The sequence below is a fragment of the Enterobacter cloacae complex sp. OE43NF genome, assembly GCF_023544405.1.
Classification (GTDB): Bacteria; Pseudomonadota; Gammaproteobacteria; order Enterobacterales; family Enterobacteriaceae; genus Enterobacter; species Enterobacter cloacae.
Genome location: NZ_JAMJFW010000011.1, coordinates 62664 through 87328 on the forward strand (window position 1 = coordinate 62664; position 24665 = coordinate 87328).

The 24665-nt window shown below is 57.8% G+C and carries 26 protein-coding genes; 19 read left to right on the plus strand and 7 right to left on the minus strand.

What is annotated here, in order from left to right:
* The first annotated feature begins 142 nt into the window (after positions 1-142).
* From M8370_RS07475 to M8370_RS07490, 4 genes are all read left to right on the plus strand, one after another.
* Positions 143-1765 carry an alpha-glucoside-specific PTS transporter subunit IIBC gene (locus M8370_RS07475; protein ID WP_250020714.1) on the plus strand — a complete coding sequence of 541 codons (1623 nt, stop codon included), beginning with the start codon at positions 143-145 and terminating at the stop codon, positions 1763-1765.
* On the plus strand, positions 1762-3084 hold the full coding sequence (locus M8370_RS07480) for a 6-phospho-alpha-glucosidase (RefSeq protein WP_013094794.1): 1323 nt from the start codon (positions 1762-1764) through the stop codon (positions 3082-3084). Before M8370_RS07475 ends, M8370_RS07480 begins: the two co-directional genes overlap by 4 nt.
* A gap of 92 nt (positions 3085-3176) precedes the next feature.
* Positions 3177-3524 carry a YidH family protein gene (locus M8370_RS07485; protein WP_013094795.1) on the plus strand — a complete coding sequence of 116 codons (348 nt, stop codon included), beginning with the start codon at positions 3177-3179 and terminating at the stop codon, positions 3522-3524.
* Positions 3514-3861 (plus strand): DUF202 domain-containing protein, encoded by a 348-nt coding sequence (locus tag M8370_RS07490; RefSeq protein WP_013094796.1) that lies wholly within the window; start codon positions 3514-3516, stop codon positions 3859-3861. Before M8370_RS07485 ends, M8370_RS07490 begins: the two co-directional genes overlap by 11 nt.
* Before the next feature lie 32 nt (positions 3862-3893).
* Here the strand turns inward: M8370_RS07490 and dsdA are convergent, their stop codons facing one another.
* A complete protein-coding gene (gene dsdA, locus M8370_RS07495) occupies positions 3894-5180 on the minus strand; it encodes a D-serine ammonia-lyase (protein ID WP_250020715.1) in 1287 nt (428 codons plus the stop codon).
* A 17-nt stretch (positions 5181-5197) separates the two neighbouring features.
* A complete protein-coding gene (gene dsdX / locus M8370_RS07500) occupies positions 5198-6535 on the minus strand; it encodes a D-serine transporter DsdX (RefSeq protein WP_250020716.1) in 1338 nt (445 codons plus the stop codon).
* A 204-nt stretch (positions 6536-6739) separates the two neighbouring features.
* On the opposite strand from dsdX, the gene dsdC reads away from it, so the two are divergent.
* Both dsdC and M8370_RS07510 read left to right on the plus strand, forming a co-directional pair.
* Positions 6740-7666 (plus strand): DNA-binding transcriptional regulator DsdC, encoded by a 927-nt coding sequence (gene dsdC, locus M8370_RS07505; protein ID WP_038418253.1) that lies wholly within the window; start codon positions 6740-6742, stop codon positions 7664-7666.
* Positions 7667-7750: 84 nt separating this feature from the next.
* Complete coding sequence (locus M8370_RS07510; protein ID WP_032618344.1) at positions 7751-8839, plus strand: glycoside hydrolase family 5 protein; 1089 nt, start codon at positions 7751-7753, stop codon at positions 8837-8839.
* On the opposite strand, the gene emrD is transcribed toward M8370_RS07510, so the two are convergent.
* The 4 genes from emrD to tisB form a co-directional block, all read right to left on the minus strand.
* A complete protein-coding gene (emrD, locus tag M8370_RS07515) occupies positions 8742-9926 on the minus strand; it encodes a multidrug efflux MFS transporter EmrD (protein WP_038420858.1) in 1185 nt (394 codons plus the stop codon). The genes M8370_RS07510 and emrD overlap by 98 nt on opposite strands.
* Before the next feature lie 175 nt (positions 9927-10101).
* Positions 10102-10935, minus strand: a complete 834-nt coding sequence (locus M8370_RS07520; protein ID WP_045293100.1) for an EamA family transporter — start codon at positions 10933-10935, stop codon at positions 10102-10104.
* Positions 10936-10997: 62 nt separating this feature from the next.
* Positions 10998-11444 (minus strand): GNAT family N-acetyltransferase, encoded by a 447-nt coding sequence (locus tag M8370_RS07525; protein ID WP_013094803.1) that lies wholly within the window; start codon positions 11442-11444, stop codon positions 10998-11000.
* 64 nt (positions 11445-11508) lie between these two features.
* On the minus strand, positions 11509-11598 hold the full coding sequence (gene tisB / locus M8370_RS07530) for a type I toxin-antitoxin system toxin TisB (protein WP_020684667.1): 90 nt from the start codon (positions 11596-11598) through the stop codon (positions 11509-11511).
* A 488-nt stretch (positions 11599-12086) separates the two neighbouring features.
* Here tisB and M8370_RS07535 point away from each other — a divergent pair, with 488 nt between their 5' ends.
* The 10 genes from M8370_RS07535 (at position 12087) to M8370_RS07580 (ending at position 21334) form a co-directional block, all read left to right on the plus strand.
* A complete protein-coding gene (locus tag M8370_RS07535) occupies positions 12087-12401 on the plus strand; it encodes a type II toxin-antitoxin system HigB family toxin (protein WP_020684666.1) in 315 nt (104 codons plus the stop codon).
* Positions 12401-12817: a helix-turn-helix domain-containing protein gene (locus M8370_RS07540; RefSeq protein ID WP_028027984.1), complete on the plus strand. Its 417-nt coding sequence runs from the start codon at positions 12401-12403 to the stop codon at positions 12815-12817. Before M8370_RS07535 ends, M8370_RS07540 begins: the two co-directional genes overlap by 1 nt.
* Positions 12818-12963: 146 nt before the next feature.
* Complete coding sequence (ivbL, locus tag M8370_RS07545; protein WP_071830013.1) at positions 12964-13062, plus strand: ilvB operon leader peptide IvbL; 99 nt, start codon at positions 12964-12966, stop codon at positions 13060-13062.
* 104 nt (positions 13063-13166) lie between these two features.
* Positions 13167-14855 carry an acetolactate synthase large subunit gene (gene ilvB / locus M8370_RS07550; RefSeq protein ID WP_038982441.1) on the plus strand — a complete coding sequence of 563 codons (1689 nt, stop codon included), beginning with the start codon at positions 13167-13169 and terminating at the stop codon, positions 14853-14855.
* Positions 14856-14858: 3 nt separating this feature from the next.
* A complete protein-coding gene (gene ilvN / locus M8370_RS07555) occupies positions 14859-15146 on the plus strand; it encodes an acetolactate synthase small subunit (RefSeq protein ID WP_001171659.1) in 288 nt (95 codons plus the stop codon).
* 82 nt (positions 15147-15228) lie between these two features.
* Positions 15229-15822, plus strand: coding sequence for a response regulator transcription factor UhpA (uhpA, locus tag M8370_RS07560; RefSeq protein ID WP_013094809.1), 594 nt, complete (start codon positions 15229-15231; stop codon positions 15820-15822).
* Positions 15819-17324: a signal transduction histidine-protein kinase/phosphatase UhpB gene (uhpB, locus tag M8370_RS07565; RefSeq protein WP_013094810.1), complete on the plus strand. Its 1506-nt coding sequence runs from the start codon at positions 15819-15821 to the stop codon at positions 17322-17324. The genes uhpA and uhpB overlap by 4 nt, the downstream gene beginning before the upstream one ends.
* Positions 17317-18636, plus strand: a complete 1320-nt coding sequence (locus tag M8370_RS07570; protein WP_013094811.1) for an MFS transporter — start codon at positions 17317-17319, stop codon at positions 18634-18636. Before uhpB ends, M8370_RS07570 begins: the two co-directional genes overlap by 8 nt.
* Before the next feature lie 140 nt (positions 18637-18776).
* The gene (uhpT, locus tag M8370_RS07575) at positions 18777-20168 is read left to right on the plus strand and encodes a hexose-6-phosphate:phosphate antiporter UhpT (RefSeq protein ID WP_013094812.1); all 1392 of its coding nucleotides are present in this window, start codon (positions 18777-18779) and stop codon (positions 20166-20168) included.
* 161 nt (positions 20169-20329) lie between these two features.
* Positions 20330-21334 carry an alpha/beta fold hydrolase gene (locus M8370_RS07580; protein ID WP_038418263.1) on the plus strand — a complete coding sequence of 335 codons (1005 nt, stop codon included), beginning with the start codon at positions 20330-20332 and terminating at the stop codon, positions 21332-21334.
* On the opposite strand, the gene M8370_RS07585 is transcribed toward M8370_RS07580, so the two are convergent.
* A complete protein-coding gene (locus M8370_RS07585) occupies positions 21322-22224 on the minus strand; it encodes a LysR family transcriptional regulator (protein WP_250020717.1) in 903 nt (300 codons plus the stop codon). The genes M8370_RS07580 and M8370_RS07585 overlap by 13 nt on opposite strands.
* Positions 22225-22323: 99 nt before the next feature.
* Between M8370_RS07585 and M8370_RS07590 the strand changes: the two genes are divergently transcribed.
* The 3 genes from M8370_RS07590 to nepI all read left to right on the plus strand — a co-directional run bounded on the left by M8370_RS07590 (position 22324) and on the right by nepI (position 24655).
* Positions 22324-22776: a DUF1198 domain-containing protein gene (locus tag M8370_RS07590; protein ID WP_250020718.1), complete on the plus strand. Its 453-nt coding sequence runs from the start codon at positions 22324-22326 to the stop codon at positions 22774-22776.
* Between the two features lie 96 nt (positions 22777-22872).
* A complete protein-coding gene (locus M8370_RS07595) occupies positions 22873-23400 on the plus strand; it encodes an SRPBCC domain-containing protein (RefSeq protein WP_047352072.1) in 528 nt (175 codons plus the stop codon).
* 64 nt (positions 23401-23464) lie between these two features.
* A complete protein-coding gene (gene nepI / locus M8370_RS07600) occupies positions 23465-24655 on the plus strand; it encodes a purine ribonucleoside efflux pump NepI (protein ID WP_250020719.1) in 1191 nt (396 codons plus the stop codon).
* Positions 24656-24665: the final 10 nt, after the last annotated feature.

A 24665-nucleotide genomic window follows, 5' to 3' on the forward strand; every position in this document is an offset into this window, starting at 1 on the left:
GTCAAAATAAAACCATGAATGCGATCACGAATCGCAGCGGCACGCCATGTTCGCGCATCAGTAACTTCTTATGCTCACCTCAGGCCAGCACAAAACCATAAAGGCCTCTCTCCCCTACAGGTTGTTACGTGAGGATTTAAAGATGCTCAGTCAAATACAACGTTTTGGTGGTGCCATGTTTACCCCGGTGTTGCTGTTTCCCTTTGCCGGGATCGTGGTGGGAATCGCCATCATGCTTCGCAATCCGCTTTTCGTGGGCGAAGCCTTAACGGCTCCTGATAATCTGTTCGCGCAGATCGTGCACATCATTGAAGAGGGCGGCTGGGCGGTGTTCCGCAATATGCCGCTGATTTTTGCCGTTGGCTTACCGATTGGTTTGGCGAAACAGGCGCAGGGCCGCGCCTGTCTGGCGGTGCTGATCAGCTTCCTGACCTGGAACTACTTCATCAACGCGATGGGGATGACCTGGGGCCACTTCTTTGGCGTCGACTTTTCCGCCGAACCGACGGCGGGTAGCGGGCTGGCGATGATTGCCGGGATCAAAACCCTTGATACCAGCATTATTGGGGCGATTGCGATTTCCGGTATTGTCACTGCGATCCATAACCGCTTTTTCGAGAAACCACTGCCGGTTTTCCTGGGCATTTTCCAGGGCACCTCGTTTGTGGTGATTATCGCGTTTTTCGTCATGATCCCCTGCGCCTGGCTGACGCTGCTGGGCTGGCCGAAAGTGCAGATGGGCATTGAGTCCCTGCAGGCGTTCTTACGCTCCGCCGGTGCGCTCGGTGTCTGGGTGTATACCTTCCTGGAACGCATTCTGATCCCAACCGGGCTGCACCACTTCGTCTACGGTCCGTTTATCTTTGGCCCGGCCGCCGTTGAGGGTGGGATCCAGGTCTACTGGGCGCAGCATCTTCAGGCGTTCAGCCAGAGCACGCTGCCGCTGAAAACCCTGTTCCCGGAAGGTGGTTTCGCGCTGCACGGTAACGCTAAGGTGTTTGGATCGGTCGGGATTGCGCTGGCGATCTGGTACACCGCCTCACCAGAAAACCGCGTCAAGGTCGCGGGCCTGCTGATCCCGGCCACGCTTACCGCCGTGCTGGTGGGGATTACCGAACCGCTGGAATTTACTTTCCTGTTTATTTCGCCGCTGCTGTTTGCCATTCACGCCGTGCTGGCGGCCACCATGGCGACGGTGATGTACACCTTTGGCGTGGTGGGCAACATGGGCGGTGGCCTGCTGGACCAGTTCCTGCCGCAAAACTGGATCCCCATGTTCCATAACCACGCTTCAACGGTATTCACCCAGATCGGCATCGGCGTCTGCTTTACCGGCCTTTACTTCGTGGTCTTCAAAACGCTGATTGAGCGTCTGAACCTCAAAACCCCGGGTCGTGAAGAGAGTGAAATCAAACTCTACAGCAAGGCGGACTATAAGGCGGCGCGCGGACAAACCACCGCCCCGGCTGCCGCCAGCCAGCAGGTCGGCCAAGCCGCCGGATTCCTGCAGGCGCTGGGCGGCGCGGCCAACATCGAAAGCATCAACAACTGCGCCACCCGCTTGCGTATCGCGCTGGTCGACATGGCGCAAACCCAAAGCGATGAGGTGTTCAAAGCCCTCGGCGCACACGGCGTAGTGCGACGCGGCAACGGCATACAGGTGATCGTTGGCCTGCACGTTCCGCAGGTGCGCGACAAGCTGGAATCGCTGATGAAAACCCCTTTAACGAATGAACAAACCACCCTGACAGAGGCTATATCATGAAAAAATTCTCAGTTGTCATTGCAGGCGGCGGCAGCACCTTTACGCCTGGTATCGTCCTGATGCTGTTAGCCAACCGTGACCGTTTCCCGCTGCGTGCCCTGAAGTTTTATGACAACGATGGCGCACGTCAGGAAACCATCGCCGAGGCGTGCAAAATTATCCTTAAGGAACAGGCACCGGAGATTGAGTTTAGCTACACCACCGATCCAAAAGCGGCGTTTACCGATGTGGATTTCGTGATGGCGCACATCCGCGTGGGCAAATACCCGATGCGCGAAAAAGACGAGAAAATTCCGCTGCGTCACGGTGTGCTAGGTCAGGAAACCTGCGGCCCGGGTGGGATCTCTTACGGCATGCGCTCCATCGGCGGCGTACTGGAACTGGTGGATTATATGGAGCAGTACTCCCCGAACGCGTGGATGCTGAACTACTCCAACCCGGCGGCGATTGTGGCGGAAGCGACGCGCCGCCTGCGTCCGCATGCCAAAATTCTCAACATCTGCGATATGCCAATCGGTATTGAAGGGCGCATGGCGCAGATTGTCGGCCTGAAAGACCGCAAACAGATGCGCGTGCGTTACTACGGCCTGAACCACTTCGGCTGGTGGACATCGATTGAAGATCTGAACGGTAACGATCTGATGCCGAAACTGCGCGAATACGTGGCGAAACACGGCTATGTTCCGCCTTCGGAAGATGCGCATACCGAAGCGAGCTGGAACGATACCTTCGCCAAAGCCAAAGACGTGCAGGCGCTCGATCCAGATACCATGCCAAACACCTATCTGAAGTATTACCTGTTCCCGGACTACGTGGTCGCGCACGCCAACCCGGAGCGGACCCGCGCCAATGAAGTTATGGATCACCGTGAGAAGCATGTATTCAGTTCGTGCCGGGCGATTATAGAAGCCGGAAAATCCTCTGCCGGGGAGCTGGAGATCGACGAACATGCCTCGTACATCGTCGATCTGGCGACGGCGATTGCCTTTAATACCCAGGAGCGGATGCTGCTGATTGTGCCAAACAACGGGGCCATTCATAACTTTGATGCCGACGCGATGGTGGAAATTCCGTGTCTGGTGGGCCATAACGGGCCGGAGCCGCTCACCGTGGGCGATATCCCGCACTTCCAGAAAGGGCTGATGAGCCAGCAGGTGGCGGTGGAAAAACTGGTGGTGGATGCCTGGGAGCAACGCTCGTACCAGAAACTCTGGCAGGCAATCACCCTGTCAAAAACCGTACCGAGCGCGTCGGTCGCGAAAGCGATTCTGGATGACCTGATCGAGGCCAATAAGGATTACTGGCCAGAACTGCATTAACCCTCCTGACCGGCATCGCCTGATGCCGGTCTCCTTGTCCTGGCCGATTTACGCTATGCTGAAGCCTGCCTGCAGCATGACAAGGAGCCTTCATGAAAATTTCCCGCCTCGGTGAAGCCCCGGACTACCGCTTCTCGCTGGCCAATGAACGTACATATCTGGCGTGGATCCGTACCGCGCTGGGCTTTCTGGCCGCCGGCGTCGGTCTTGATCAGCTCGCGCCCGATTTCGCCACGCCGTTGATTCGTGAAGTGCTGGCGCTGTTGCTGTGCCTGTTTGCGGGCGTACTGGCGATTTACGGCTATCTGCGCTGGCTGCGTAACGAAAAGGCGATGCGCCTGAAGCAGGATCTGCCCTATACGCGTGGGTTACTGATCATCAGTGCGATTTTGCTGACAGTGGCGGGCGTGGTGATGGTGCTGGTGGTGTATGGCGGATAGTCGCAAAGCGCGGCGCGAAGCGGACCCCGGCCTGCAGCCGGAGCGGACGTCGCTGGCGTGGCTGCGCACGCTGCTGGGGTATGGCGCGCTGATTGCCCTGGCGATTAAGCACAACTGGCACCGCACGGGGCTACCCTTCTGGATCTCACTGGTTGTGCTGGCGCTGGTGGCCATCATTTTATGGCGCTATACCCGCAGCCGTAACGTGATGGACGTGGCGCAGGACGATTTTGTGCAGCCGAAGGCGGTGCGGGATAAGTTCCTCATCGCCCTGGCCGTGCTGTCGCTATCACTGCTGTTTGCGGTAACCCACATTCAACAAATTGTGCACCTGTAGGCCGGGTAAGGCGCAGCCGCCACCCGGCATAATTACTTCCCTTTCGCCAGATACTTCGCCATCTCGTCTTCCGGCACCATGCCGCCGCCGGTCGCCCACACGAGATGGGTGACGTTGGCATCAGCCTGAACACGCAGCGGCCCGGCCATGCCCGCCAGCGCCGATGGCTCCAGACGAATCCCTTCCTCCTGCGCCAGCCAGCCGAGCATGTCGTACATGCTTTGATCGGAAAGGGTATAGAACCCGTCGAGCAGACGTTCCATCGCGCGGCCGACGAAGCCCGACGCGCGTCCGACCGCCAGCCCGTCCGCTGCCGTCACGTTGTCGATACCCAGATCCTGCACGGCAATCTCATCGTGCAGGCCGGTATAAACTCCCAGCAGCATGCACGGGGAGTGCGTGGGCTCGGCAAAGAAGCAGTGAACGTTGTCGCCAAACGCCAGCTTCAGACCAAACGCCACACCGCCAGGCCCCCCGCCAACGCCGCACGGCAGATAGACATACAGCGGGTACTCTGCATCCACCACACGGCCCTGTTCGGCAAACTGCGCCTTCAGGCGCTCGCCGGCAACGGCATAGCCCAGGAACAGGGTGCGAGAGTTTTCATCGTCGATAAAGAAGCAGTTCGGGTCGTTTTCCGCCGCTTTTCGCCCTTGTTCCACCGCCACGCCATAATCCTGCTCATATTCCACGACGGTAACGCCATGGCTGCGCAGTTTGGCTTTCTTCCACTCGCGGGCGTCGGCGGACATATGTACCGTCACCTTAAAGCCGATGCGTGCGCTCATGATGCCGATGGACATTCCCAGGTTGCCGGTTGAACCCACCGCAATGCTGTACTGGCTAAAGAAGTCTTTAAAGCGCGGTTCCAGCAGGATGCTGTAGTCATCTTCAGTGCTCAGCAATCCCGCTTCCAGCGCCAGTTTTTCCGCGTGGGTCAGCACCTCGTAGATGCCGCCGCGCGCTTTAATCGAGCCGGAGATGGGCAGATGACTGTCTTTTTTCAGCAGCAGCGTTCCGGGAAGAGCCTTGCCAGATTCTCTCTCCAGCCGTTTTTTCATGGCCGGAATAGCAACCAGCTCAGATTCGATAATCCCGCCCGTTGCCGCGGTTTCCGGGAAGGCTTTCGCCAGATACGGCGCGAAGCGGTTGAGGCGCGCATGCGCGTCGTCCACGTCGGCTTTGGTCAGCCCGACATAGGGCAACCCTTCTGCAAGCGAAGTGGTTCGCGGGTTAAGCCACGTGGTCTCTTTCAGAGCCATCAGATCCTCAACCAGAGGAAATTGTGCGGTTAAAGCAGTGATAGTTGCGTTTTCCATAATACGTCTCGTCGCGCTCAGATAATGAAAGAAAGCAGGAATGTGCCGCCAAGTGCAAGCACCGAGGCGATAAACGTCGCCGTCGTATAGTATTTGAAGGTCTCATTCAGGGTCGCGCCGCAGTATTGCTTGACCAGCCAGAAGAGCGAATCGGTCACGATCGTGCAGCCAATAGCGCCGGAACCGATGGCAATGGTGATGATCTCCGGGCTTACGTTCGGGTAGAGCGGTAGCATCGGCGCCACTATTGCCGTCGCACCCATCATCGCGACCGTAGCGTAGCCTACAGCGGCATGCAGCACCAGCGCCACCAGCCAGGCGAGCAGGATCGGATGCATGTGCAGGTTCGAGAGAATATGCGCCAGCGAATCTGCCAGCCCGCTGGTTTTGAGAATAGCGTTGAACGCGCCACCGGCACCAATAATCAACAATATGTTCGCGATAGAGCCAAAGCCGTGCTCCGTATGGGTCAGCATTGCGCCCATGCCCATATGCTGGCGGATCCCCAGCAGGTAGTAGGCGACAAATACAGCGATAAACATTGCCGTGATCGGGTTGCCGATAAACTCCAGCAGGGTATACAGCGTGCCTTCCTTCGCCATATTGAGCTCAGCGAGGGTCTTCACCAGCATCAGAACAATCGGCAGCAGCACCGTAAACAGCGTTGCCCCCAGCGACGGCAGGGTATGCTCCTCCCGCACCTTCAGGTCGGAAAATTCTGCCGGAACCGGTTTATACGGCAGACGGTTGCCGAGCAGTTTCAGGAACAGCGGGCCACCAACCAGAGATGCCACCAGACCCACCAGCAGGCCGTAAACAATCACCGTTCCGACGTCCGCACCTAATTTGTTGGTGACAAACAACGCAGCCGGATGCGGCGGTACCACGCAGTGCACCGCCATCAGTGCGGTACAGAGCGGAATGGCAAGCTTAAGCAGCGACGTATTCGTCTTTTTGGCGATGGAAAACGCCAGCGGGATCAGCAGTACCACGCCCACTTCCACGAATAGCGTAATACCGCAGATAAGACCCACCAGCACCATAATGACGTCCGCTGACAGCCAGCGGCAGCGCTGTAGCGTGATCCCGATGCGCTCCGCCGCACCGGAGACTTCCATCATCTTACCCAGAATGGTACCCAGGCCGATGACTGCTGCCAGGAAGCCCAGCGTACCGCCAATCCCGCTTTCAATGGCATTCACCATATCCAGCGGGCTCATCCCCATCATCGCGCCGACGAAAAAGCTCGCCAGCAGCAGCGCAAGGAACGGGTGAAACTTCAGTTTTACGATGGTTAAAACAATCAACACAATGCTGACAAGCAGCGTTACCACAACCCAGACCGGCGATCCCATATCTCACCTCACCCTTATGTCATCTGTGGGTATTGGACGAAAAAACGGCGTGAGCTGACAAACGATAAAAATTGCCGTTCAGGTGAGCCAGATTGGATCAACTGAGTGACTGAACTCAAAAAAGCGCACTTATTTCGCTCTTGGTTCACATAAATTCATGCCTGGGCGGTATGCTGGGCGCAGAAATAACGTGTGAGAATTGTGATGACCGATGCGAATGAAGTCAGAAACCGGCTGCTAAATGGCTGGCAACTGTCAAAGATGTACACTTTTGAAGTGGCTGCCCGGCATGAATCCTTCGCGCTGGCGGCGGCGGAACTGTCGCTCAGCCCCAGCGCGGTGAGCCACCGCATTAACCTGCTGGAAGAGGAGCTGGGCATTCAGCTGTTTGTCCGCTCGCACCGTAAAGTTGAGCTAACGCAGGAAGGAAAGCGCGTTTACTGGACCCTAAAATCATCCCTCGACACCCTGAATCAGGAGATCCTGGATATTAAAAACCAGGCGCTGTCCGGTACGCTGACGGTGTATTCCCGGCCGTCAATCGCCCAGTGCTGGCTGGTCCCCATGCTGGGGGATTTTACCCGCCGTTATCCGTCGATATCTCTCACCATTCTCACCGGCAATGAGTACGTCAATATGCAGCGAACCGGCATCGATTTGGCCATCTATTTCGACGATACGCCGCCAAACTACCTTTCTCATCACTTCTTGATGGACGAGGAGATTTTGCCCGTCTGCTCGCCCGCATATGCCCGCGAGCATGCGCTGTTGAAAAACCCCGATAACCTCAGCCACTGCACGTTACTGCACGACCGTCAGGCCTGGAGTAATGATTCCGGTACGGATGAGTGGCTCAGCTGGGCGCAGCATTTTGCGATGAATATGCCGTCATCATCGGGTATTGGCTTCGATCGTTCCGATTTAGCGATAGTGGCAGCCATGAATCATGTGGGCGTGGCGATGGGGAGAAAGCGGCTGGTGCAAAAGCGCCTTGAGCGGGGCGAGCTTATCGCCCCGTTTGGCAACAAGACCCTCAAATGCCATCAGCACTATTACATCTCAACGCTTCCCGGCCGTCAGTGGCCGAAAATTGACGCCTTTATTGGCTGGCTAAGAGAACTGGCAGGCTGAAGAATTATTACGCTTTGGCGCTACACCAAATACAAAAAAGCGTGCTAAATACAGGTAATGCTTTTGATTTATCCAGGGTAAGCCGTGTTAAAGCCTCTTATTGCGACCGCTTTACTTCTCTCTTCCGGCTGGGCGATAGCCGCCGAGCCGCCGCTGACGGCTGCGCTTTATGCGCAAAAGCTGGGTGTGGGTATGGACGTGGACTGGGCGCGCACCGAGCGCGGGATACGGGAATTCGACCCGCTGGTGGTACGCGACTTCCGCGCGAAAGGCATCAGCCATGTGCGTATTCGCGTGGCCGATGAGCCGACCGAAGCACGGCTGATCCACCTGCGTAAGCTGGTGGAAGCCTGCGAGCAGTACGGCGTGATCCCGATTATCGCGTATCAGGCGGACAGCTATAAAAACGATCCGAAAGCCGATAACGAAAAAGAGGTTACCGACTGGTGGATTGCCGTGGCGCACTATTTCGGCAAACGTTCGCCGCTGCTGGGCTTTGACCTGATTTATGAGCCTGCGGACAAGCTCAACCACAACGCAGCCTCGCTCAACCGGGTGTATGAAAAAACCATCAAGGTCATCCACAGCATTGATGCGGACCGGATGATCTTCATCGCTCCCCGCCTGCGTGCGGCCCCCGAAGATCTCCCCAGCCTCAAGCTGCCTGCGCACAGCCAAAACTTCCTGCTGGCGGAGTGGCATATCTTCCCCTGGGGGCCGCTGAAAAATAACGGCAAATACCCGTGGACCTCCGGTACGGCGGCGGAGAAAGCGGCGATTCACAATCGCATCGCGACGGCGCTGCGCTGGCAACAAAAAACCGGACACGTCAGCTGGGTCGGGGGCTGGGGCGTGGGGGAGTCAAACCGCTTTACACCCACCGCGTCGCAAATGGCCTTTGCCACGTTTATGGCCTGCGAGCTGCAAAAGGCGAAAATACCCTACGCGATTAACGCCGATTTCCAGTTTTATGACGGAGAGGAGGGGGCCTGGCGGCCAGCGCCAGAGCCGCTGCTGGAGGCGATGATTGCCCCGGCGTGTGAAAAGCCCGGCGAGAAGCCGGGCCATCATGCGGTTAAACAGGCTGCTCGTGGTGGGGAACACGCGACGCCAGCGGCAGCCAGCACAGCAAAATCAGTAGCCCCATCAGCGTCATCAGTAAACCCAAACTAGCCTGCCCGGTTTGCGGCATCATGGCGGAGAGCCAGGCCAGCGCGCCGGAACCGATGTTTTGCAAACCGCCCACCAGCGCACCCGCCGTACCCGCGAGGAACGGGAACGGCTCCATGGCGCCGCTGGTGGCAAGCGGGAACAGCATCCCCGCGCCGAAGAAGAACAGCGCCGCCGGGATCAGCAGCGTCCAGACGGTCATTATGCCAAACAGACCCGGGATCCACATCATCAGGCCAGCCAGCAGGCAGCTGATCACAGACTGCCACATCAGAGTTGAGAAGCGTTTGTTCTGACGTCCGGCGAACCAGGCTCCAAAGAACGCCGCCGGGATCGGCAGGATAAACAGAATACTCACCACCATGCTGCTCAGGCCAAGCCCCGCTCCCAGCAGTACGCCGGAGCAGGCTTCGAACACCGCAATGCCCGCCAGACCGCCGATCAGCATCAGCAGGTAACAGGTAAAAGCCCCGTTGCCGAACAGTGTTTTGTAGCTGGCGAGAAGCTTCGTGCGCGGTGCGTCCTGGGGACGGGTTTCCGGCATCCAGCGCGCCATACTGAAGGTGACAATCACGCACAGCACCAGCAGGAAGGCATAGCAGGCGCGCCAGGACCACATTGTGTCCAGCAGGCCGCCAATCAGTGGTGCCAGCAGCGGGCTGACCAGAATACCCATATTCAACAGGCTGTTGGCATGGCGGAGTTGCGTGCCCTGATACATATCGCGCGGTAAGGTACGCGCCATCACCCCACCGACGCCCGTGCCTACCCCCTGCAGCGCGCTGGCGGCAATTAGTACGGTCAGGCTATGGGTGGTAATAGCAATCACCGTCGCGACCATGAAAATGCACATGCCGGTCAGAATGACCGGACGGCGGCCAATGCGGTCGGATAATGGCCCGTAGAACAGCTGCGAAACGCCATAGGTCAGCAGGTAGGCGGCCATCACGCTTTGTACCGCGCCCTCGCGGACGTTGAGTTCCTTTGCCATGTCGGCAATCGCCGGAATGTAGATGGTTTGCGCCATCTGACCGACGGCCACCAGTAACACCAGCATCAACAATAAGTTAACGTTCCTTTGTTTTTTCATGTCGCTGAATACTTTTGCCAAATGAGAAAAATGAAGAATAAGTGACTACGCATTCCCATAAATGCGCGAGGAATCTACCACAATGAGATGACAAATTAAGCATTGTTATGATGAATGAAAAAAAGGATTAAGGCAGGTTTTGTAAACAAGAACGGCAACTAATGTTGCCAGTGAATTACGCCAGACGCAGCAGGATCGCACCGGCTGCAATACCCAACGCGGCAGCGATACGCAGACCGGCAACCTTTTCTTTTAAAAGCACAAATGCGATCAGCGCACCGAAGAGTATGGAGGTTTCACGCAGCGCAGCGACAACCGCCAGCGGAGCCTGCGTCATCGCCCATAAGGCCAGGCCATACGAGCCCATGGTTCCAACCCCGCCGAGCAACCCCTTTTTCCAGTGCAAACGCAGGTAGCTGGAAGCTTCGCGGCGTCGCGCCACAATTGCCCAGCACAGCAGGCAGAAGCCGTTCATAAAGAAGGTCCACAGCGTATAGCCCAGCGCGGTATCCGATAAACGTACGCCCGTTCCGTCCACCAGCGTATAGCCGGCGATAAAGCAGGCGTTCAGCAGTGCCAGCCAGATCCCTTTGCGGGACTGCAGTCGGCCATTTATCGCCATCGCTAGGATCGACAGGCAGATCACCCCGATGCCCGCCCAGGCGAGCCAGGAGAGGCTATCCCCGAGCACCAGCACGCTGATCAGCGCCACCAGCAGTGGGGCTGTTCCGCGCATCAGCGGATAGGTCTGGCTCATGTCTGAGACCTGATACGTCTTCGCCACCAGTACCGTGTACACCACCTGCAGCGCGCAGGAGACCACTAAAAATGGCCAGCTGGCTACGGAGGGTTGAGGAGAAAATGGCAATAAAACCAGTGCAATGAGCGTGGCGGAGCCGCTAACGCTGATCGCCGAGTAAAGCTTATCCGTTCCGGCTTTGACGATGGCGTTCCAGCTGGCATGCAGCAGTGCGGCGAACAGCAAAATACAGAAAACGGAGAGGGTCATGGCGTCTTTGGCGGTGAATTGTCACTCAACTGTAACATTCACGACCTGATGTCGCCAGCCAGCTACACCGCGCAAAAGAGACGATGGGTAACCCGTGGCTCGTCTGACACCAGCCTGAAGCCTGCCCGACGGTAGAAGCCGCAGGCCGTATCGGGTGCATGGGTATTGAGGAAATCAAACCAGATGCTGGCATCGGCCATCACCACCGTTAACAGCTGTTTACCAATGCCCAGACCGCGGCACTTCTCGCTGACATAAAGATGGCGAATACGTCCGGCACGCGGCTGCTGGCTGAACGGATCGCGGTTAAGGCCGCAGACGCCCACCAGCTTGCCGTTTAAAAAGGCACCCAGCAGCTTTTCACCCGGCGCGTTAAAGCGGTTTTCACCACGCTGCCAGTTCTCTTCCAGCCTGCGCAGCATATTGAAATTCGCCGCGATGCTTTCGGCTTTCAGCGCGATATACCCGGGCTCTTCCGGCGTGATGGGTTCAATTAACAGACGCGACATAGCATTCCCTCGTTATTAAAGAGGGGCGGTTGCCCGCCCCTCTCAGGTGCGACTTGAACCTGAATCACCGAAGGTATTTCAGGACAGCATCAAGCAGTTGCAGAACAGCAACAATGAGTTTGAGGATAAGTATCACCATATCCACTACGCTCATACGCGTCTCCTTTTGGTAAAAAGGAGCACGATGCTGGCGTACCTTTCCGCCGCCTGTTGCCAGCACCTCGATTGACGTAACACAGTGTGCTCACTTCAGAGGGTTAAGGCACTGACGGCACCACCCGTTTCAGCCAGGACTTCGTTGCGCCGGTAGAACTGCGGCCCCCTCGCTCACTGCGAACATCCTCAGTATAGATAAATACTGTATGCATGAACAGTATTTTGTGGACAAAATTCGAAACCCATTCCATACTCAAAAACGTCAAAATCCGTGCCGGAATTGCGCGTTCGTCTTCGAACGCATATACTTCCTGCGTTGACGTAACACAGTGTGTTCTGCGGCAACCAACCGCAAAACCCTGAAAAAACCTCGCTCCGGCGGGGTTTTTTGTTTTCTGCTTTCTGTACCGAACGGGATGTTTGTTGACTTATTGGCAACGACTGCTATTGTTGCCATAATGGCAACGGACGCGGCAGGCATGCAGTATGCATTTAATCTCGATGAAGGCAATTTTGGATGCGGTTATCCAGTTTCCGCAGCACAGGGAAGAACTCCTCGTTTTGGGACGCACTCTTGAAAAGAGTCATTGCCCAACACCTGCTGCGTTAAAAAAACTATTTCCGACGCTGGATAACTTCAAGTATCTGGATAAGCATTATGTTATTGATATTGCGAACAACAATCTTAGGGTAGTGGCTCTCATATTCTTTGAAAGCCAAAAGTTTTATGTGCGCCATGTTTTTACTCATAAGGAATATGACCGTTTTACGGAAAAACATCGCACTAAGGGGAAGAAATGATGATCGTCGCTGATGCAATGAAAGCTACGCATGCCCTTGTTGAGGCCGTTCCTCTATTGGGAGAGCAGCCGAGCGAGAAAGATTATAACGATGCACTGGAGTTGGTTGAGTATCTGCTTATTAACGAACCTAATAGCCCATTGCTGGATATCGTGTGCGCCAGAATCAGCCGTTACGAAGCCAATCGGCCAGAGATCGTCGCGTTACGCAAGGAGATGGAACTCGTGCCTGTCGGTATCGCGGTTTTAAGAACCTTGATGGATCAGTATAAACTGACAACATCTGATTTTCAGGATGAAATTGGTAGTAAATCAATGGTTTCAAGGGTTCTGAATGGTCAGCGACAGCTTACTCTGAACCATATTAAAAAGCTGGCGTCCAGATTTGGTGTTTCACCAGCACTATTTATTGAATAAGGCAAAACGGCTTTTTTGCTTTCATCACCCAACAAACGAAATGTGATCCCTGACGCATTTTTGCGCAGATGAAAATATTTCCATTGTCACGCCCGAAAACCTGTGTTTGTATAAATTCAATCAATGATTCCAAACACAGGTCCCCCATGACTGCATCCATGAACACCGCGACCCTACTAAAAACTGCGCAACCAGCCGCAGTGGTCGTCGTGCGTGTGGTGGTGGTCGTCGGCAATGCGCCGTAGGGACTGGATCAACACACGAATCCAAAACCCCGCCGGCGCAAACCGGGCGGGGTTTTTCGTTTAGGACCCCTCCCCGGAAAGTCGGCCCATAAAAGGACTGGAGCATGGCAAGTTCGGGCACAACATCCACCAAGACGCGTTTTACGGGCGCGCAGTTGATTGTTCATTTACTGGAACGACAGGGCATTACCACGGTTGCGGGTATTCCGGGCGGTACGGTGCTGCCGCTGTATGACGCGTTAAGCCAAAGCACGCAGATCCGCCACGTGCTGGCGCGTCACGAGCAGGGAGCGGGTTTTATCGCTCAGGGCATGGCACGTACGCAGGGTAAACCGGCAGTCTGTATGGCCTGTAGCGGTCCGGGGGCGACCAACCTGGTAACCGCCATCGCCGACGCGCGTCTCGACTCCATTCCGCTGATTTGCATTACCGGCCAGGTGCCGTCCTCAATGATCGGTACCGATGCGTTTCAGGAAGTGGATACCTACGGCATCTCTATCCCCATCACCAAACATAACTATTTAGTTCGTGATATTGCCGAGCTTCCTCAGGTTATCAGCGATGCGTTCCGCATTGCGCAGTCCGGTCGTCCAGGCCCGGTGTGGATAGACATTCCTAAGGATGTCCAGACCGCAGAAATTGAGATCGACGTCCTGCCGGAGCCGGGCGAGCGGGCACCCGCGCCAGAATTCAGCGCTGAGAGCGTGCGCGATGCCGCGGCCATGATCAACGCCGCTAAACGTCCGGTGCTCTATCTGGGCGGCGGGGCAATCAATGCCGCAGATGAAATCCGTCAGTTCGCTGAAAAAGCCAACCTGCCTACCACCATGACCCTGATGGCGCTCGGTATGCTGCCTAAAGCGCACCCGCTGTCATTAGGAATGCTGGGCATGCACGGCGCGCGCAGCACTAACTACATCCTGCAAGAGGCGGATTTGCTGATTGTGATGGGCGCGCGTTTTGATGACCGGGCGATTGGTAAAACCGAGCAGTTCTGCCCGAACGCAAAAATCATTCACGTGGATATCGACCGCGCCGAGCTGGGTAAAATCAAACAACCGCACGTGGCGATTCAGGGAGACGTGGCCGACGTGCTGGCACAGCTGATCCCGCAAACGGACGCAACTGACCGCGCCGACTGGCGTCAGATGGTGGCGGATCTGCAACGCGAGTTCCCGGGCGCGATCCCAACCGAAGGCGACCCGCTGAGCCACTACGGGCTGATTAACGCCGTGGCCGCCTGCGTTGACGACAGCGCGATTATTACCACCGACGTTGGGCAGCACCAGATGTGGACCGCCCAGGCCTATCCGCTGAACCGTCCGCGTCAGTGGCTGACCTCCGGCGGCCTGGGAACCATGGGCTTTGGTCTGCCTGCGGCAGTTGGTGCGGCGCTGGCGAACCCGGACCGCAAGGTGATCTGCTTCTCCGGTGACGGCAGCCTGATGATGAACATTCAGGAGATGGCCACCGCGGCCGAAAATCAATTAAACGTTAAAATCATCCTGATGAACAACGAGGCGCTGGGGCTGGTACACCAGCAGCAGAGCCTGTTCTACAAGCAGGGAGTGTTTGCGGCAACCTATCCGGGGATGATTAACTTTATGCAAATTGCCGCCGGTTTTGGCCTGCATACCTGCGATCTGAACGCAGAAGAGGACGCCCACGCAGCGCTGCAGGCGGCGATCTCTCGTCCGGGCCCGGCGCTGATCCACGTCCGTATCGATCCTGAACAAAAAGTGTATCCGATGGTGCCGCCGGGTGCGGCAAATACTGAGATGGTGGGGGAATAAGCCATGCAGAAACAACATGAAAACGTCATTCTTGAACTCACCGTCCGCAACCACCCTGGCGTCATGACCCACGTCTGCGGGCTGTTTGCCCGCCGCGCGTTTAACGTCGAAGGTATTCTCTGTCTGCCGATTCAGGGCAGCGAGCACAGCCGCATCTGGCTACTGGTGAACGACGATCAGCGTCTGGAGCAGATGATGGCCCAGATCGACAAGCTGGAAGACGTCACCAGAGTGGCGCGCAACCAGTCCGATCCCACCATGTTTAACAAAATTGCGGTGTTCTTCGAATAGATCGCTTAAGGTAAGCGTCTTTCGCTCTTGTAGGCCGGATAAGCGCAGCGCCATCCGGCGTTTTCAGACCGCAGGAACAGACATGACCACCATCGCTCTCATCGACGACCACCTTATCGTTCGCTCCGGCTTTGCCCAGCTTTTAAACCTCGAACCGGATTTTCAGGTGGTGGCAGAGTTCGGCTCGGGGCGCGAGGCGCTGGCGGGCCTGCCGGGGCGTGGCGTACAGGTCTGTATCTGTGACATCTCAATGCCGGATCTCTCCGGGCTGGAGCTGCTAAGTCAGTTACCGAAAGGGATGGCGATTATCATGCTCTCGGTTCATGACAGCCCGGCGCTGGTGGAGCAGGCGCTCAATGCCGGTGCGCGTGGGTTTCTGTCAAAACGCTGTAGCCCGGATGAGCTGATCGCCGCCGTGCGCACCGTCTCGACGGGCGGCTGCTACCTGACGCCGGATATCGCCCTCAAGCTGGCGGCCGGACGTCAGGATCCGCTTACCCGGCGTGAGCGTCAGGTGGCAGAAAAACTCGCGCAGGGGATGGCGGTGAAAGAGATTGCCGCCGAACTGGGTTTGTCGCCCAAAACCGTGCACGTTCACCGCGCCAACCTCATGGAAAAACTCGGCGTCAGCAACGACGTCGAGCTGGCGCGCCGTATGTTCGATAGCTGGCAATGAACCCGTTGATTTCGCGGCTGATCGCCGTTGTTGCCAGCTTTTTTATCTTCTCTGCCGCCTGGTTCTGCCTGTGGAGCATCAGCCTGCATCTGGTGGAACGCCCGGAGCTGGCGGTGCTGCTGTTTCCCTTTGGCCTGCGTCTGGGGCTGATGTTGCAATGCCCGCGCGGCTACTGGCCGGTTTTGTTGGGCGCAGAGTGGCTGATGTTGATCTGGTTGTCGCAGGAGGTCGCCCTCGCGCATCTGCCCTTATTGATGACCGGAAGCCTGCTCACGCTCCTCCCGGTTGCGTTGATTTCCCGCTATCGTCACCAGCGCGACTGGCGCACGCTGCTGCGCCAGGGGGCGGCGCTGATTGCTGCCGCGCTGCTGCAATCCCTGCCGTGGGTAGGCGAAAAGGAGATGCTTAACGCCTTGCTGCTGACCCTGACCGGCGGCCTGACGCTAGCACCCACCTGTCTGGTTTTCTGGCACTATCTCACCAGCACTGTCTGGCAGCCGCTCGGGCCATCGCTGGTCTCCCAGCCGGTTAACTGGCGCGCCCGACATCTCATCTGGTATCTGCTGCTGTTTGTGGTGAGCCTGTGGCTGCAGCTTGGCCTGCCTGCTGAGCTTTCCCGTTTTACCCCGTTTTGTCTGGCGCTGCCGATCATTGCTCTCGCCTGGCATTACGGCTGGCAGGGGGCGCTGATCGCCACGCTGATGAACGCTATCGCGCTGATTGCCAGCCAGACCTGGCACGATCACCCGGTCGATTTACTGCTCTCTCTGCTGGCGCAGAGCCTGACCGGGCTGCTGCTCGGGGCAGGTATTCAGCGCCTGCGTGAGCTGAACCAGTCCCTGCAAACCGAACTGTCGCGCAATCGCCGCCTAGCAGAACGTCTGCTGGAGACCGAAGAGAGTGTGCGCCAGGAGGTGGCGCGCGAACTGCACGACGACATCGGCCAGACCATTACCGCCATTCGCACCCAGGCGGGCATTGTTCAGCGCCTGGCGGCGGATAACGCCGGAGTGAAGCAGGGCGGGGCGCATATCGAACAGCTCTCTCTTGGCGTGTACGATTCGGTGCGTCGCCTGCTGGGCAGGCTCCGTCCGCGCCAGCTGGACGATCTCTCTCTGGAACAGGCGGTGCGCTCCCTGATGCGCGAGATGGAGCTGGAAAGCCGCGGAATTGTCAGCCATCTCGACTGGCGCATTGATGAATCATTGCTGAGTGAAGGCCAGCGCGTCACGCTGTTCCGCGTCTGTCAGGAAGGGCTGAACAATATCGTCAAACACGCCAACGCCAGCGCGGTGACGCTGCAGGGCTGGCAGCAGGATGAAAGCCTCAGGCTGGTGATTGAGGACGACGGCTGCGGCCTGCCGCCGGGCTCGGGGCAGCAGGGGTTTGGCCTGGCGGGCATGCGCGAGCGCGTGAAGGCGCTGGGCGGCACACTGAATATCTCCTGCACCCACGGGACGCGCGTCAGCGTCAGCCTGCCGCTAAGGAGCCATCATGTTTAAAACCCCCGCAAACGCCGCGCCGATAGGCAACAAAGCGGAGATCGACGCCCGCTACCGCTACTGGCGTCGTCATATCCTGATCACTATCTGGCTCGGCTACGCGTTGTTCTACTTTACCCGCAAAAGTTTCAACGCCGCCGCGCCGGAAATCCTAGCCAGCGGCGTGATGACGCGCACCGATATCGGCCTGCTGGCGACGCTGTTCTACATCACCTACGGCCTGTCGAAGTTCTTCTCCGGCATCGTCAGCGACCGCTCCAATGCCCGCTACTTTATGGGCTTTGGGCTAATCGCAACTGGAGTGGTGAATATTCTGTTTGGCTTTTCCACCTCGCTCTGGGCGTTTGCCCTGCTGTGGGCGCTGAACGCCTTTTTCCAGGGCTGGGGCGCGCCGGTCTGCGCCCGCCTGCTCACGGCGTGGTATTCGCGCAACGAGCGCGGCGGCTGGTGGGCTATCTGGAACACCGCGCATAACGTCGGTGGCGCGCTGATCCCAATGGTGGTCGGTGCCGCGGCGCTGCACTACGGCTGGCGCGCGGGGATGATGATTGCCGGTGGTCTGGCGATCCTGGCCGGGTTGTTCCTCTGCTGGCGGCTGCGCGACAGGCCACAAACCGTGGGGCTGCCCGCGGTGGGCGACTGGCGGCACGATGAAATGGAAGTGGCGCAACAGCTTGAGGGGGCGGGGCTGACGCGCAAAGAGATCCTCACCAAATACGTGCTGTTAAACCCGTATATCTGGCTGCTGTCGCTTTGCTACGTGCTGGTCTACGTGGTGCGCGCGGCCATCAACGACTGGGGTAACCTGTACATGTCCGAGACGCTGGGGGTGGACCTGGTGACCGCCAACTCGGCGGTGACGATGTTCGAGCTGGGCGGGTTTATCGGCGCGCTGGTGGCGGGCTGGGGCTCGGATAAGCTCTTCAACGGCAACCGTGGCCCAATGAACCTAATCTTTGCGGCAGGAATCTTACTCTCCGTCGGTTCGCTGTGGCTGATGCCGTTCGCCAGCTACGTGATGCAGGCGGCGTGCTTCTTTACCATCGGCTTCTTCGTGTTTGGCCCGCAGATGCTGATCGGCATGGCGGCGGCAGAATGCTCGCATAAAGAGGCGGCCGGTGCGGCGACGGGCTTCGTCGGGCTGTTCGCCTACCTGGGCGCGTCCCTCTCCGGCTGGCCGCTGGCGCGGGTGATCGACATCTGGCACTGGAGCGGTTTCTTTGCCGTGATCGCCATCGCGGCGGGGATATCGGCCCTGCTGCTGCTGCCGTTTTTGCATGCGCAGGCGCCGCGTGAAGCCAGTGTGATGTGATGCGCCTCACCTTTTCACTCCGAGTGGCGCAAAACTAAGAAATTTTCCCGGTTTTACCTGGACGCTGTCTCAGGCATCTCTCCTGGCTGATTTTTACAATGCCTGCCATTCGCAGGTAAAAATCAGCTCAGGAGCAAACCATGCTGGCCTTCCTTAATCAGGTGCGCAAGCCGACCCTGGATCTGCCGCTCGACGTGCGGCGCAAAATGTGGTTCAAACCGTTCATGCAGTCCTATCTGGTGGTCTTTATCGGCTACCTGACCATGTACCTGATCCGCAAAAACTTTAACATCGCGCAGAACGACATGATCTCCACCTACGGGCTGAGCATGACGCAGCTGGGGATGATTGGCCTGGGCTTCTCCATCACCTACGGCGTGGGCAAAACCGTTGTCTCGTACTATGCAGACGGCAAAAACACCAAGCAATTCCTGCCGTTTATGCTGATCCTCTCCGCCATCTGTATGCTCGGCTTCAGCGCCAGCATGGGCGCGGGCTCCGTCAGCCTGTTCCTGATGATCGCCTTCTACGCTCTGAGCGGTTTCTTCCAGAGTACCGGTGGGTCGTGCAGTTACTCCACCATCACCAAATGGACCCCGCGCCGTAAGCGTGGTTCATACCTTGGTATGTGGAACATCTCCCACAACCTCGGCGGGGCGGGTGCAGCAGGCGTGGCGCTGTTCGGCGCGAACTACCTGTTTGATGGTCACGTCATCGGCATGTTTATCTTCCCGTCGATTATCGCCCTGATTGTCGGCTTTATCGGTCTGCGTTTCGGCAGCGACTCTCCGGAATCTTATGGCCTCGGCAAAGCCGAAGAGCTGTTCGGCGAGGCGATCAGCGAAGAGGACAAAGAGACCGAAGAGAACGAGATGACAAAATGGCAGATCTTTGTTGAGTACGTGCTGAAAAACAAAGTGATCTGGCTGCTCTGCTTCTCCAACATATTCCTGTACGTGGTGCGCATCGGTATTGACCAGTGGTCGACCGTGTATGCCTTCCAGGAGCTGAAGCTCTCTAAAGAAGTCGCGATTCAGGGCTTTACCCTGTTTGAGGTGGGTGCGCTGGTCGGTACGCTGCTGTGGGGCTGGCTCTCTGACCTCGCCAACGGTCGTCGTGCGCTGGTGGCCTGCGTCGCGCTGGCGCTGATTATCGCTACCCTGGGCGTCTACCAGCACGCCAGCAACCAGTACGTTTACCTGGCGTCTCTGTTTGCGCTCGGCTTCCTGGTGTTTGGTCCGCAGCTGTTGATCGGCGTAGCGGCGGTAGGTTTTGTACCGAAAAAAGCGATCGGCGCCGCCGATGGAATTAAAGGCACCTTCGCCTACCTGATCGGCGACAGCTTCGCCAAGCTGGGCCTGGGGATGATTGCCGACGGCACGCCGATTTTCGGCCTCACCGGCTGGGCAGGCACCTTTGCGGCGCTGGATGCCGCCGCCATCGGCTGTATCGTCCTGATGGCGATGGTTGCGGTGCTCGAAGAACGTAAAATTCGCCGTGAAAATCGTGTGCAGAAATTAAAAGCAGCCTGAGTGTGCAGGTGACTTCTTTGCCCGGTGTGTGATGCCGGGCTTTTTTGTTTTAAATTCCAGTTTTTACCCCGCTTTACACAATCGCCCCTCTCCTTGCTCTACAGTTTTTTTTGCTGCCGCCTTTCGCGCAGCCTTATTCCTTTTGCTATGGGAGAGCTTGCATGTTGACCCGACGATTATCCTGCCTGGCGCTGTTGATGGCGCTGGCAACCCCCGCAATGGCTACGGATGCGCCCACCTACGGCGAGAAGCTGGAAGGTTTCGACTACGGCTGGCCGGTAAAACACTTTACGTTTACCTCCCAGGAACAGTCTCTGGATATGGCTTATCTGGACGTGAAGCCGGAAAAACCCAACGGCCGCACCGTGGTGCTGATGCACGGCAAAAACTTCTGCGCCGGTACCTGGGACGGCACTATCCGTGCGCTCTCAGCCAGCGGTTATCGGGTGATCGCTCCCGACCAGATTGGCTTTTGTAAATCCACCAAACCGGAGCACTATCAGTACACCTTTCAGCAGCTGGCGGATAACACCCACGCCTTGCTGAAAACGCTCGGCGTCGATCGCGTGACGGTTATCGGCCACTCGACCGGCGGCATGCTGGCGACCCGTTACGCGCTGATGTGGCCGCAGCAGGTGGAGCAGCTAGTGATGGTCAACCCAATTGGTCTGGAAGACTGGAAAGCGCGCGGCGTGCCGCATATTACGGTCGACCAGTGGTACCAGCGCGAGCTGAAGGTCAGCGCCGACGGCATTCGTCAGTATGAGAAAAATACCTACTACGCCGGAGAGTGGAAGCCGGAGTACGAGCGTTGGGTCACCATGCTCGCCGGGCTGAACAACGGGCCGGGAAAAGAACGTGTGGCCTGGAACTCGGCGCTGCTTTACGACATGATTTACACCCAGCCGGTGATCTACGAATTTAGTGAACTAAAGATGCCGGTATTATTGATGATCGGCACGAAGGACAACACCGCCATCGGGAAAGATCTCGCCCCGCCTGAGATCCGCAAAACGCTCGGCAACTATGCGGTGCTGGGGAAGGAGACGGCGAAACGCATCCCGCACGCGACGCTGGTCGAGTTCAACGACATGGGGCACGCGCCGCAGATGCAGGATCCTGCACGCTTCCACGAGGCACTGCTGAAAGGGCTTCAGGCTCGCTGACTGGTTTCCAGCAACAACCCGCGCAGCCACATCTGCGCGGGGTTACGGTGTGTTCTGGCGTGCCAGGCCATGCACTTGGTGAAACCCGGCACCGGAACCGGTGTGTCGCAGACAAACATTCCTGTCTGGTTTTCCGCTATCCGTGACGGTACCACGGCGATCATATCGCTTATCGCCAGTACATCCGGCAGTACCAGGAAGTTGCTCACCGATAACCCCACGTGCCGCGTCCGGCCCATTTTTTCCAGCGCGCCATCCGTCACGCCGCGAAAACTGTCACCCTCATAAGAGACCAGCACGTGCTCAAGGGCGCAAAAGCGCGCCAGAGAGAGCGGTTTGACCGCGTCCGGGTGGTCGGCACGCATCATGCAAACGTACCGTTCATCATAAAGCGCCCGGCAGTGCAGGTCGTCTGGCGTGGTGTGGGGCGTGATCAGCGCCACGTCAACGTTCCCGCGTTCAAGCTGGTTCATCATCCGCTCGGAATCGACAGGTATAACCCGCACGCGTACTGCCGGTGCCCGCACCTTCAGTGCCGCGATAAACGGCACCGCGATCGCGCGGAGCGCGTAATCGGTGGCAGCAAGCGTGAAGGTGAGGGTGGCCTGTCGTGGGTCAAACGCCACCGGCTGCAGCAGGAGGTCGATATCTGCCAGGATGCGCTTCACCGGCGCGGCCAGCTCTTCCGCACGCGTCGTGGGTACGATACCGTGGGGCGCACGGATAAACAGCGGGTCGTCGAAGTAATCCCGCAGGCGGTTCAGCATGCCGCTGACCGCCGGCTGGGTCAGGGCCAGACGCGTCGCCGCGCGGGTGACGCTGCGTTCATCCAGCAGGGCGTCGAGCGTTTTCAGCAGGTTAAGATCCAGCGTGCGCAGATCCGTTTTCATGACGATGTTCTACCTTTTTTCAGTTCACTATTATGGCCGTGCCCGCTGTCGATACCCTGCGTTTCCCGCTATGATGAGCGGCTAATCAAAGGAGAACGCATGGTCTGGATAATGCTGGCAACGCTTGCCGTGGTGTTTGTGGTTGGGTTTCGTGTCCTGACCTCGGATTCCCGCCGCGCCATCAAACGCTTGAGCGAACGGCTGGGTATCACCCCGATGCCGGTAGAATCGATGATCGATCAGTTCGGTAAAACGCCCGGCAATGAGTTTATCCGCTATCTTGAACGCCCGGACGAGGCGCATCTGCAAAACGCTGCCCAGGTGCTGCTCATCTGGCAGGTCTGTATCGTCGACGGTAGCGAAGAGAATCTCCACACCTGGCACCGCATGTTGCGTAAAGCCCGTCTGGCCGCGCCGATCACCGATGCGCAAATCCGCCTCGCCCTTGGCTTTATACGCGAGATGGAGCCGGATCCGCAGGAGTTGAACGCTTTTCAGCTGCGTTACAACCAGCTTTTTCTGCCGGAAGAGGGTGTGTTTTACCTGCACTGATATCACGAACCGTGATGATGAGTATAAGGCATCATCATTAGATTTATACCACTCACGGGCGCACCATCACCTCATCCACTAACGATGAGGTGAACCATGAAACAATCCGCCATTATCTGGCCAGACGATTACCTGCCAGGCACCACCGATAACTTTGCGTCCAACGAAATCATTGTCGCCGGGCTGAGCGCAAAAGAGATTTGGGCGCAGCTTAACGACACTACCCTGTGGCCGAACTACTACAGCAACGCCGAAGATATTCGTTTTCACGACGGCAGCGGTCCGGAACTGAGCGCCAACGCCCGCTTCCGCTTCACGACCTTTGGCTTTCCGGTTGAGGCGCAGGTGACGGAGTATGTTCCGCCGGTCGATGGCGAGGCGGCGCGTATCGCCTGGCACGGCTGGGTGGAAGGGGAGGAGAGCGCGCGTCTGGATGTGATCCACGCCTGGTTGTTTGAAGACTTACCGGGTAACCGCGTCCGTATTTTGACTCAGGAGTCGCAGAAAGGCGTTCCGGCACAGGAATTAGCACGTACCCTACCGAACCCGATGATCAACGGGCATCAGGAGTGGATCGTCGGGCTGGCGAAGGCGGCGATGCAAGAAAAGTTGTCGAAACGTTAAATTCGTCACACTTTTGATGATAAACTGCGCGACTTTCCCGCACGTTTTTATCTCAGGTGACACCATGACAGAACATATCCAGCCCACGACCAGACCGCAGACCAAAGAGGTTTCTCGCCCCAACTGGTCGGCGGTTTTTTCCGTGGCGTTCTGCGTCGCCTGTCTTATTACCGTCGAGTTTTTACCGGTCAGCCTGCTGACGCCGATGGCGCAGGATCTGGGCATTTCCGAAGGCGTAGCAGGGCAGTCCGTTACCGTGACCGCGTTTGTGGCGATGTTTGCCAGCCTGTTTATCACGCAGGTTATTGGCGCGATTGATCGCCGCAAAGTGGTCATTCTCTTCAGCGTGCTCCTGACGCTCTCCTGTCTGCTGGTCTCTTTCGCGGAGAGCTTCACCCTGCTGCTGCTCGGCCGCGCCTGTCTGGGTCTGGGGTTGGGCGGTTTCTGGGCAATGTCCGCCTCGCTCACCATGCGTCTGGTGCCGGCACGCACCGTGCCGAAAGCCCTCTCCGTTATCTTTGGCGCGGTCTCCATCGCGCTGGTGATTGCCGCGCCGCTGGGGAGTTTCCTTGGCGGAATCATCGGCTGGCGTAACGTCTTTAACGCCGCAGCGGTGATGGGTTTTCTCTGCATTCTGTGGGTGTGGAAAGCGCTGCCGTCCTTGCCGGGAGAAGCGGCGCACCACAAACAGAACATGTTCAGTCTGCTTAAGCGCCCCGGCGTGCTGGCGGGGATGACCGCCATCTTCATGGCCTTTGCCGGGCAGTTTGCCTTCTTTACCTATATACGCCCGGTCTTTATGACCATGGCGGGCTTTGACGTGGATGGCCTGACGCTGGTGCTGCTCAGCTTCGGTATCGCCAGCTTTGTCGGCACCTCGCTGTCGTCTCAGTTCCTGAAGCGCTCCCTGAAAGTGGCGCTTGCTGGCGCCCCGCTGGTACTGGCTGTCAGTGCCGTCGTGCTCATTCTGTGGGGCAGCGACAAATGGCTTGCCTCGGCGATTGCGATTATCTGGGGCTTTGCCTTTTCGCTGGTGCCGGTGGGCTGGTCGACGTGGATCACCCGCTCGCTTGCCGATCAGGCTGAAAAAGCCGGGTCGATTCAGGTGGCGGTGATCCAGCTGGCGAACACCTGCGGCGCGGCGGTGGGCGGCGTGGCGCTCGACCACCTGGGGCTGACGTCGCCGCTGGTCATCTCCGGCACGCTGATGTTGCTGACCGCGCTGCTGGTGGCAGGGAAAGTGAAGGCGAAGTAATGCTTTTATC